Annotated in this window: 9 protein-coding genes; 4 read left to right on the plus strand and 5 right to left on the minus strand. The window is 62.1% G+C overall.

Going from position 1 to position 10,130, the window contains the following annotated elements; genetic code table 11:
• Positions 1 to 289: 289 nt before the first annotated feature.
• The 3 genes from DDE20_RS11815 to DDE20_RS11825 all read right to left on the minus strand — a co-directional run bounded on the left by DDE20_RS11815 (position 290) and on the right by DDE20_RS11825 (position 3,402).
• A complete protein-coding gene (locus tag DDE20_RS11815) occupies positions 290 to 1,804 on the minus strand; it encodes a tripartite tricarboxylate transporter permease (protein WP_116558691.1) in 1,515 nt (504 codons plus the stop codon).
• A 12-nt stretch (positions 1,805 to 1,816) separates the two neighbouring features.
• The gene (locus tag DDE20_RS11820) at positions 1,817 to 2,305 is read right to left on the minus strand and encodes a tripartite tricarboxylate transporter TctB family protein (RefSeq protein ID WP_116558692.1); all 489 of its coding nucleotides are present in this window, start codon (positions 2,303 to 2,305) and stop codon (positions 1,817 to 1,819) included.
• Positions 2,306 to 2,415: 110 nt separating this feature from the next.
• Positions 2,416 to 3,402 (minus strand): tripartite tricarboxylate transporter substrate binding protein, encoded by a 987-nt coding sequence (locus DDE20_RS11825; protein ID WP_116558693.1) that lies wholly within the window; start codon positions 3,400 to 3,402, stop codon positions 2,416 to 2,418.
• Positions 3,403 to 3,539: 137 nt separating this feature from the next.
• Here DDE20_RS11825 and DDE20_RS11830 point away from each other — a divergent pair, with 137 nt between their 5' ends.
• From DDE20_RS11830 to DDE20_RS11840, 3 genes are read left to right on the plus strand one after another with little or no spacing between them, the layout of a single operon-like run.
• Positions 3,540 to 4,208: a response regulator transcription factor gene (locus DDE20_RS11830; protein WP_116558694.1), complete on the plus strand. Its 669-nt coding sequence runs from the start codon at positions 3,540 to 3,542 to the stop codon at positions 4,206 to 4,208.
• On the plus strand, positions 4,205 to 5,575 hold the full coding sequence (locus tag DDE20_RS11835; protein ID WP_116558695.1) for a sensor histidine kinase: 1,371 nt from the start codon (positions 4,205 to 4,207) through the stop codon (positions 5,573 to 5,575). Before DDE20_RS11830 ends, DDE20_RS11835 begins: the two co-directional genes overlap by 4 nt.
• Positions 5,545 to 6,630 carry an extracellular solute-binding protein gene (locus tag DDE20_RS11840; RefSeq protein ID WP_240608014.1) on the plus strand — a complete coding sequence of 362 codons (1,086 nt, stop codon included), beginning with the start codon at positions 5,545 to 5,547 and terminating at the stop codon, positions 6,628 to 6,630. The genes DDE20_RS11835 and DDE20_RS11840 overlap by 31 nt, the downstream gene beginning before the upstream one ends.
• Positions 6,631 to 6,711: 81 nt before the next feature.
• Here the strand turns inward: DDE20_RS11840 and DDE20_RS11845 are convergent, their stop codons facing one another.
• Positions 6,712 to 8,670: a bifunctional 2',3'-cyclic-nucleotide 2'-phosphodiesterase/3'-nucleotidase gene (locus tag DDE20_RS11845; protein WP_116558696.1), complete on the minus strand. Its 1,959-nt coding sequence runs from the start codon at positions 8,668 to 8,670 to the stop codon at positions 6,712 to 6,714.
• Positions 8,671 to 9,141: 471 nt separating this feature from the next.
• On the opposite strand from DDE20_RS11845, the gene DDE20_RS11850 reads away from it, so the two are divergent.
• Positions 9,142 to 9,540 (plus strand): DUF2177 family protein, encoded by a 399-nt coding sequence (locus tag DDE20_RS11850; RefSeq protein WP_205961662.1) that lies wholly within the window; start codon positions 9,142 to 9,144, stop codon positions 9,538 to 9,540.
• 184 nt (positions 9,541 to 9,724) lie between these two features.
• On the opposite strand, the gene DDE20_RS19395 is transcribed toward DDE20_RS11850, so the two are convergent.
• A complete protein-coding gene (locus tag DDE20_RS19395; RefSeq protein WP_116558697.1) occupies positions 9,725 to 10,024 on the minus strand; it encodes a protein NO VEIN domain-containing protein in 300 nt (99 codons plus the stop codon).
• Between the last annotated feature and the right edge of the window lie 106 nt (positions 10,025 to 10,130).

Below are 10,130 nucleotides of genomic sequence, written 5' to 3' on the forward strand. Positions count from 1 at the left end.
CACCTCGAAAACAGCGCGCCACCCGCCGAGTTGTAGAGTGAGCCTAGCAATCACATTTCAACATGTCGACACTTTTATTGGTCATGCATACACATACTGAGCTACCGCACTCCAGCTGCCGAATTCAGTAGCCATTGCAGTCTCGCTTGCCGTGATATTGTGCACCAAAGAAATGGGGTGCCCCGCCCCAACACCACCGCAAGGTCACGCCCTAGGCTCAGCCCAACAAAATAGGCGGCGAGGTTTCCCTCGCCGCCTTGTTTTCGGACCCGGTTCTTTGCCGCAAGCGTCAGTCGCCGTCGGCCACGCCTCCGGCGCGTTTGCGGGCGCGGAGGTTGCGCAGGCCAGGCAGGACCATCAGCAGGATCGCCAGCACCAAGAGCGCCAGTGTCATCGGCCGCTCGAGGATGAAGTCGAAACCGCGATAGAGTTGCATCGCGCGGGCGAAGTTGTTCTCCAGCATCACCCCGAGGATAAACCCGATCAGCAGCGGCGCCAGCGGGTAGTCGGCAAACCGCAGGATCGTTGCGACCACGCCAAAGCCGACGAGGATCAGCAATTCGGTGGAGTTGTTCTGCCCCAGATAGCTGCCCATCAAGGTGAAAAACAGGATGAAGGGGATCAGGAAGGTGCGCGGGATGGTCAGGATTTTCGCGATATAGGGGATCAGCGGCAGGTTGAGGATCAACAGCACCAGATTGCCCAAATACATCGAGATGATCACCGCCCAGAACACGCCCGGTTCATCGACCATCAGCCGTGGTCCCGGCGTCACATTGAGCGCAAGCAGCGCGCCCAGCAGGATCGCCGTGGTGCCCGAACCGGGGATGCCCAGCGTCAACAAGGGCACGAAGGAGCCGGTGCAGGCGGCGTTATTTGCGCTCTCGGGTGCGGCGACGCCTTTGATCGAGCCCTTGCCGAATTCGTCCTGCTCAGCGCCCTTGGCGATATTGCGCTCCACCGCATAGCCCAGAAACGAGGCAATCGTGGCCCCCGCGCCGGGCAAAACGCCGATGAAAAACCCTTGAATGGACTGGCGTCCGATCACCGGCGCAATGCTGCGCGCCTCCGCCCCTGAAATCCGCAGTTTGCTGATCTTGCCGCCCTCGCCGGTGGCGGCGCGGGCCGGATTCATCACCAGAAACAGCGCCTCGGGCAGGGCAAACATCGCCATCGCCAAGGTGATGAAAGAGAACCCCGACTGCAGCTCCATCAACCCGAAGGTGAAGCGCGGCGTGTTCGACAAAGCCCCCTCGCCCACCGAGCCCAGCATCAGGCCCAAGAGCGTCATCATCAGCGCTTTGGCCACCTGTCCGGTGCCGGCGAAGGCGGCGATCGCCGAAAGGCCCACCACCATCAGCGCGAAATACTCGGCCGAGTGGAACAACAACGCCACGGTCGAGAGCGCCGGTGCGAAAATCATCAGCAGGATCGCACCGATGGTGCCGCCGGCAAAGCTGGCGATGGCGGCGATGGTCAGCGCTTTGCCCGCCTGCCCCTTGCGGGCCAGCGGATAGCCGTCAAAGGCGGTGGCGACGGTGCCCGCGACCCCCGGCGCATTCAGCAGAATGGAGGAGGTCGAGCCGCCAAAAATCGCCCCGTAATAAACCCCCGACAAGAGGATCAGTGCCGAGGTCGGATCGCCGATGCCAATCGCCACCGGAATCATGATCGCGATGATCGACATCGGCCCCAGCCCCGGCAACATGCCGATGAGCGTGCCGATCACACAGCCTGCCACAACCATCATCAGGTTGAACGGTGTTACGGCTGTTGCCAGCCCGATGAGAATTCCTTCAAGCATCTTCTGGCCCCCTCACATGAACATTGCGGGCAAGGGGCGCAAGAAAATCCCCAAGACCTCTTGCACCAGATACCAGATCGAGCCCGCAGCCAGCATCGCTACGGGGATCAGGATATGGAACCGGCGTTCGCCCAGGATCAGCGATCCGAGCACCAGAAACCCTACGGTCGAACCCAGAAAGCCCAAGGGGCGCAGGGTCAGCGCATAGACCACCATCAGCACCAGCAAAGCGATGGCCTGCCCGATGTGGTAATCGCCCAGCCGTGTCAGATCGATGGCCCCCTCTTTGGGGGCCGCGCCGGTGTTTGGCTTGCGGCTGAATAGGACAATAAACCCGACAATCAGCCCCAGCACCGTCAATATCTTGGGAAAGGTCGACGGCCAGACCGGATTGCGCCGCAGGATCGGCGGCAATTGGGCGTCCATGGTGAAAAATGCGGCATAGCCATAGACGCAACACAACGCGATAAAGGCCAGCGCGATCCAACGATCAAGCGCCATCTGCGGTTCCTCCCCCCGAGAAAACTCAGTGTAGATTTTCAACTCCGGATGCCCCGCGCATTGAGGGGCATCCGGTTGCTCAGGTCACCAATAGTGACCCTGTGTCCTGCTTAAAGGAAACCCAACTCGCGCATCAGATCACCGATCTGGCGTTCCTGTGCTTCGAGGAAGCTGGCGAATTCGTCACCGGGGTTGAAGATATTGACCAACCCCATGCGCGCGCGGATTTCTTCCCACTCAGGCGTTTCCATCATTGCGCCCAGCAGGTCCTGATAGGCGGTGACTTTGTCGTCATCCATGCCCGGAGCGGCGAAGAACCCGCGCCAGTTCACGAATTGCGCGTCTATGCCCATCTCGGCAAAGCTGGGCGCGGCGTCATAGGCAGCGACGCGCTCGGGCGCGGTCACGCCCAGAATGCGGATTTCGCCCTGTTCGGCCAAGGCGATTGCCTCAGAGAAACCGGTCGACAGCGCCATGATCTCGCCCGACAGCAGGCCGGCCATGGCTTCGCCACCGGCGTCATAGCCGATGTAGTTAAAGGCCGTCGGGTCTTCGCCAGCGCCCTGCATGATGATCGCGGCGACCAGATGATCCATGCCGCCGGGCACCGAACCACCACCGATCGAGAAGCTGTTCGGGTCTTCGCGGTACATCGCTAGCGCTTCGTCCATGGTGTTGATCGGGCTGTCGGCCAGAACCACCAGGGCCGCATAGTCGCCAACCGTGCCGGCAACCAGCGTCAGGTCGCGAAAGCTCTGCGAGATCTCGCCGGTCAGGGCGCGGATCACGATCGGAGTCGAGTTGACCATCAAGGTGCCATCGCTGCTGGCCGCATTCTCGATCAGATGGGCAATCGCCACACCGCTGCCGCCGCCGGACATATTCTCATAGGTCGCATGGCCGATCAGACCGGAGTTGACCAAAGCCTCACCGGTGCCGCGTGCGGTGCCGTCCCAGCCGCCACCGGCGCCGCCGGGAATCAGGAAATGCACGGAATCCATCATTTGATGCCCGTCCGCGCTGGCGATGCCGGTGAATGCAAAGCTCGCGGTTGCCGCAGCGATCAACGTGCGACGAGTCCACCCATAGGTGCTCATTGGTAATCCTCCCATTTGACAGGCGGTCCTGTGCCGCCCATAGACTGGTCCAAATCACATCAAGCTGACAGAAGCCTGACAAGAATGTTACCTCAGGCGGCGCCTTGGCGCACGGGAAATAGCAGATAGGGGATCGGGTGCGTTACCTGTTGGTCGAAGACAATCTGGAACTGGCCGAGGCCGTCACCAAACGGCTGGCACTGGACGGGCATGCGGTGGATCACGCGACCAATCTGGCGCATGCCGAGGATTGTCTGGCCGCCGCCAGCTACGACCTGATCTTGCTGGATGTGATGTTGCCGGATGGCGACGGGCGGGACTTTCTGGCGCGCAGCCGTGCCCATCTGGAAACGCCGGTGATCATGCTGACCGCGCGCTCGCAGGTCTCGGATAGGGTCAGCGCTCTGGACCAAGGCGCGGATGATTATATCACCAAACCTTTCGATTTCTCCGAACTCGAGGCCCGCTGTCGCGCGGTCCTGCGCCGTCGCGGCGGCGCGGCGCGCAACGAGATCGCGCTGGGGCCGGTCACCTTTGACCTGCTGGCGGGCACCCTGCAGCGCGGCGATGACACGCTCGAATTGCGCAGTCGCGAAATCCGCCTGCTCGAGGTGTTCGCCCGCCACCCCAGCCAGATCATGTCGAAATCGCATCTGATGGACCGGCTGTTTTCCTATGACACCACCGTCACCGAGAATGCCATCGAGGTCTATGTGGGCCGTCTGCGCCGCCGGATCGCGCCGATGGGCCTGCGCATTGAAACCCTGCGCGGGCTTGGCTACCGGATAGAGACCGGCGCCCCATGATCCAGAGCCGCTCCATCGGGAAACGGCTGACCCTGCTGTTGGCGGCGGTGGCGGCGCTCTTGTCGGTGCTCTCTTGGGCGATGGTCACCGCATTGGCGCGCGAAGCCTCGCAACGCACGCAGGATAATGTGCTGGCCGCCTCGGCCACGACCATCGCCGAAACCCTGCGCAGCGAACAGGGCGAGGTGCGGCTCGAACTGCCCTATGCCGCCTTTGCCATGCTCGGCGCGATCAGCGAAGACCGGGTGTTCTACCGCGTCACCGCAGGCGGCGTGACCTTGACCGGCTATGACGAGCTGACCCCGCCAACCCCCGGCAGCGCGGGTCAGGTGGTGTTTGAAACCTCGGTGTTTCGCGGCGCAGCAATTCGCATGGCCTCTCTCGGGCGCGCGGTGCTCGCCGGAGACGAGCCGGTCTTGGTGACAGTCACCGTGGCGCAAACCCGCGACGGGGTCAGCGCGGTGGCCGATGATCTGTCGTCACTGGCGGCGATGCTGTCGGTGGCGTTTTTCCTGCTGGCAGCGGCGCTTTCCGCGCTGGTCGCCTATACCTCGCTCAAACCGCTGAACGAGATTGCCTCGGCGGTGTCGCGACGCGGCCCTTCGGATTTGCGGCCAGTGGTTCGCCCAGCGCCGACCGAACTGGCGCCGCTGTTGCTGGCCTTGAACCGGCTGATGGACCGGCTGCGCCAATCGATCCGGCGTTCCGAGGATTTCATCGCCGAGGCTGCCCACCGCATCCGCACCCCGCTGGCCACGGTGCGCGCGCAGACCGAAATCGCGCTCAGGATGGCGCAGACTGACACCGAGCGCGAACATCTGCGCCAGATTATCCGCGCGGTGGATGAAAGCTCGCGTTCGGCGGGGCAGTTGCTGGACCATGCCACCGTTGCCTACCGGATCGAGGATCTGGCGCGCGACACGCTCGATCTGGCGACACTGGCGGCGCGCACCGTTGCCGCGCTCGAACCCACTGCCTCGATGCGCGATATCCGCCTGCTGCTCAAGGCTGATACAGCGTGGATCGCCGGTGACGCGGTGCTGCTGGAAAACGCGCTGCGCAATATTCTCGACAATGCGATCAAATACTCGCCCGAGGATACCAGTGTGACCCTGCAAATCACCTGCGACGCCACCACCGCGCGGCTCAGCGTGACCGATCAGGGGCCGGGGTTGGGGCTGGCGCCATTCGAGCCCCTGACCCAGCGGTTCCAGCGCGGTGAAAACACGGCGGATATCGTCGGCTCCGGCCTTGGCCTGACCATTGCCGCCGAAGTGTTACAGGCGCATGGCGGTCGGCTGGAATTGTCCAACGCCCAACTCAAAGGAGGTGGCGCATGTATCACCTTGGTTTTGCCTCTGGCCTGACCCTGACGCTCCCCCTGGCTCTGACGCTCGCGCTGACCGGAATGGCGCAGGCGGCAGAGCTGGAGCTCGAAGACCACAGGGTGTTTCCCGCCCTCCAAGCAGCGACCGGCGGCATGGATACGGGCACCCGCGTCTTGCGGGTTGCCTCGACCACCGATCTGGATGTGTTCGAGCCCTATATCGCGGCGTTTCAGGCCGCGCGCCCCGAGATCGCGGTGGATTATTCGGTGCTCTCCTCCAGCAATCTGCACCGCGCGATCCGTGACGGGGTGGCATTTGATCTGGCGATGTCCTCGGCGATGGATCTACAGTTCCAACTTGCCAATGACGGCTTTGCCCAGCCGTTCAGCTCTGCCGCGACCGAGGCGCTGCCGGATTGGGCGCGCTGGCGCGATCTGATCTTTGCCTTTACCACCGAGCCCGCGGTGGTGGCGATCCATAGCGCCAGTTTTGAAGGTCTCGACCTGCCCGCCACGCGGCAAGAGCTGATCGCGGTGCTGCGCGATCATCCCGAGCGGTTTGTCGGCGCGGTCGGCACATACGACGTGCGCGAAAGCGGGCTGGGGTATCTCTTTGCCACGCAAGAGGACCGCTCGACCGATGCCTATTGGCGGCTCAACGAGGTGATGGGCAGGCTGGGACCGCAACTTTATTGTTGCTCATTACAGATGATCGAAGATGTCGCCGAAGGTCGTCTGGCGGTCGCCTATAATGTGTTGGGCAGCTATGCCGAGGATTGGCTCGACGAGGATCAAAGCGGGCGTATGCAGATATTAACCATGCAAGATTTCTCGAATGTCATGCTGCGCACGGTGATCATTCCGACCACCGCCCGCCAGATCGAGGCGGCAGGGGCGATGGTCGATATGCTGGCCGATCTGGGCATGCGCGAGCTGCAAGGCGATTGGGCCCTGCCCGCGCTCAGCCACTCGGGCCCGCGCGAGGATGCCGGTTTCGGCCCGATCCGCTTGGGTCCGGGGCTGATGGCCTATCTCGACCCGCTGAACCGCCGCACCTTCCTGACCGAATGGGAAAACGCGATGGAGCAGCGCTAGGCGCGTTTTCGGGTGTCTCCGCTGGTTAGAGGGACCGGCGCCATACGATGCGGCGCCGGTCATTTTAATGCGTGATACGGATTACAGCGTAATACGGAACCGCGCGAACCCGTCGGGGCCATCGCCCGCCGCCTCAATGCTCACACCTTCGACATCCGCCGCATAATTGCTCGCCTCGGGGCCGGTATCAAACAGCACCGAGGTCTCGGCCAAGGGCGCAAAGGACCAATTGGCGTCGGCCTGCGGATTGATCGTGCCCTGATCAACGATATAGCGCACGATGACATCGCGGTTGGTGTCCGGCCCCTCAAAAATCGTGGTCTCGGGCGTCGCACCAGGGAAGCTGCCGCCACCCCCCGCGCGGTAATTGTTGGTCGCCACGACGAACTGCATGTTGGGGGTCACCGGTTCGCCCTGATAGGCCAGATAGACGATCCGCGAAGCCTCGGGGTTGACCAACTCGCCATCCGCCGAGAAACGCGAGGGCTGCGACAGGTCGATCTGATAGCTCACCCCATCGATCACGTCGAAATTATACGACGGGAAATCGGGGTTGAGCAGCACCTGATCGGCCTCACCCGGGGTAATCTGGTTGAACATCCCCGCCGAACGCTCAAGCCAGCCCTGCAACTCGGCGCCGGTCACCAGCACCGCGCGCACCGTATTGGGATAAAGATAGAGATCGGCGACATTGCGGATCGCCACATCCCCCACCGGCACATCGGTGTAATACTGCGGCCCGCCGCGCCCGCCCGCCTTGAACGGTGCCGCCGCCGAGAGGATCGGCAGCCCCTCGTATTCGGTGCCCTCCATCATCTGCGAAATATACCAAAGCTGCGCATTCGAGACGATCTGCACCGAAGGGTCATCGGCGACCAAGGCGAAATAGCTGTGCAGCGGCGCTTCGGTGCGCCCCACCGCGCGGCGCACATAGGCCAGCGTCGCGTCATGCTCTTCCTGCACCGAGGCCTCGACCTCGGCGACGCTTTCAACCAGAGGTGTGATCGAGCGGTCGTCATTGCGCTGAGAGATCGGGCGCGCCTCGCAACTATGCGCGGCAATGCGCCATGTGTTGCCGTCGCGCTCGAGCATTAGATCGACCAGCCCCATATGGCTGCCCCAGAACCCGCCCATCACCGCCGGTTTGCCCATCAAGGTGCTGTTGGTCACATCAACACCCGGCGTTTCAGCGTAATTCGGACCAGGGAACACGCGGTGGTGGTGGCCGGTCAGCACCGCGTCTATGCCGTCAATCGCCGCCAGCGGGATCGAGGCGTTTTCCTGCCCGTCGATATGATCGGCCTCGCCAATGCCTGAGTGCGAGAGGGCGATGATCAGATCGGCGCCCTCCTCTTTCATCTGCGGAATATAGGCGCGCGCGGTCTCGACGATATCGCGGGCCATAACGCTGCCTTCCAGATGGCGCCGGTCCCAGTTCATAATCTGCGGCGGCACAAAGCCGATCAGCCCGATGCGGATCGGATGGCTTTCCCCCGCGCCATCGGTGACCGTATGATTCAAGATCACATAGGGCGGCAGCAGGGTCGCATCCTCGCGCGGGCTGGCACCGAGTTCGCGGGCGACATTGGCGCAGACAATCGGGAAATTGGCGCCCGAAACCGAATTCATCAAGAAGTTCAGCCCGTAGTTGAACTCGTGATTGCCCAGCGTCGAGCCGTCAAACCCCAGCGTGTTCATCGCTGTGATGATCGGATGGGCGTCGCCCTCGGCCATGCCGCGCTCATAAGCGATGTAATCGCCCATCGGGTTGCCTTGCAGGAAATCACCATTGTCGAGCAGTAGCGAGTTGGTCGATTCCGCACGCACGCCTTGGATCAAAGCCGCGGTGCGCGCCAGCCCGACGGTATCCACCGCACGGTCGCTGTAATAGTCATAGGGGAAGACATGCACATGCAGATCGGTGGTCTCCATGATCCGCAGATGTGCCTGATTGCTTTGCGCACGCGCCGAGAAGGGATGCAGGGCGATGAGACTGGCCGAGCCAGCCAGAAACGCGCGACGGTCGAGAATAAGGGTCATGGCAGGAACCTTCTGTTGTGGGTGATCTTATCCGTTTCTTGCGGCGGCAAAGAGGCTTTGCAGCCGGTCGTAAGGTCAAAACCGGAGACGCGGGCGCAGGGCGCGGCGTCATACATTTGGGCGGCGACACAGCGCGGATGCTGCGCGCGGGTGCGCTATGGGTCCTGTGGGCTGCAACCCACCTCGGGGCGCAACCGATTACCAAGCGGTACCTCCAACCCAGTCGCCAAACGGCACTCAACCCTGACGAAAGTGGCCGACTGCTCGCGCATCCACGCTGCACCCGAAGACAGCGTAAATCAAGATTTACTTGGCCCATGCATCAAGGCTGGCGGTTCGGCGCGGAGATCGCGATCATTCCTTGGCGCGCGTCCCCGTGCTTTGCTGTCGATCGCCCCCTCGCCCTGCACCATGTGATCCACCTGCCCCCGCGCGCCGTAACACCCCCAACGCAAAACGGAGCTTATGATGATCCAGATCGCCACCCTCTATTTGATCACCGCCGCAGTATTCCTGTTGCTCGATGCAGTGATGCTGACAACGGTGATGAAACCGCTGTTCTCGCAGCATATCGGCAGCTGGCTCCTTGAGGACATCCGCCTGCGACCGGCGATCATCTTCTACCTCTTCTATGTCGGCGGCGTGCTCTGGTTCGTATCGCTTCCCGCCCTGCGCGGCGATGCACCTATGAATGCGCTGATCGGCGGCGCGATCCTCGGCGCAATGGCCTATGGCACCTATGAATTCACCAATTACGCCACCCTGCGGGATTGGTCCCTGCAAATGGTCGCCGCCGACGTCACCTGGGGCGCGGCCCTGACCGCGATCTCGGCCTGGACCGGGGTCATGGCGACAAGGTTGTTGGTGTGATGGGAAAAATTGCCCGCCGGCATGCATCAGGCGCAAATTCCGCCCGAGCCTGCAGAGCGCGAGATCAGAGCAAACACCACCGCTCAGCCGCAATCCGATCGCGCGCGGCAGTATATAACGCAATGTGATGAATAGTGGCGGAGGGCAAGGGACTGGCGTCGAACCTTCTCTGCTTCTAGCGAATTTACCGTCGCTCAAAGCGCAGTCGAAGCGAGCCGCGTCCAACTACGGAGAACTGAGCCTGTGTTTCCTTATCCATCGGGTTGGGCAGTTCGAAAACGCACCAGTTTTCGGGCGAAAATACATGGGGAACATATAGGATCCGATATCGTCTGCGGCCGGTTCGGGAGGCGGAGCTAGCGACGCGGAGTTCGTTGGAGGTCAGTTCGAATTCGCAGCCATCCTCCAAAGTCGACTTCACCTCAAACATCCAGTCGACCGACGGTGTCTGTACGAGAAAATCGTGACCTGCCCCCCGCGAGATCCCTCACTTTAATGTAGAGTTTGCTCAACCATGAAGGAGCAAACATATGCGAAAGAGCCGTTTTACTGAGTCGCAGATTATTGGGATGATTAAGGAGCAAGAAGCA

The organism is Pararhodobacter oceanensis (assembly GCF_003076755.1).
In the GTDB taxonomy this organism is placed as follows: domain Bacteria; phylum Pseudomonadota; class Alphaproteobacteria; order Rhodobacterales; family Rhodobacteraceae; genus Pararhodobacter; species Pararhodobacter oceanensis.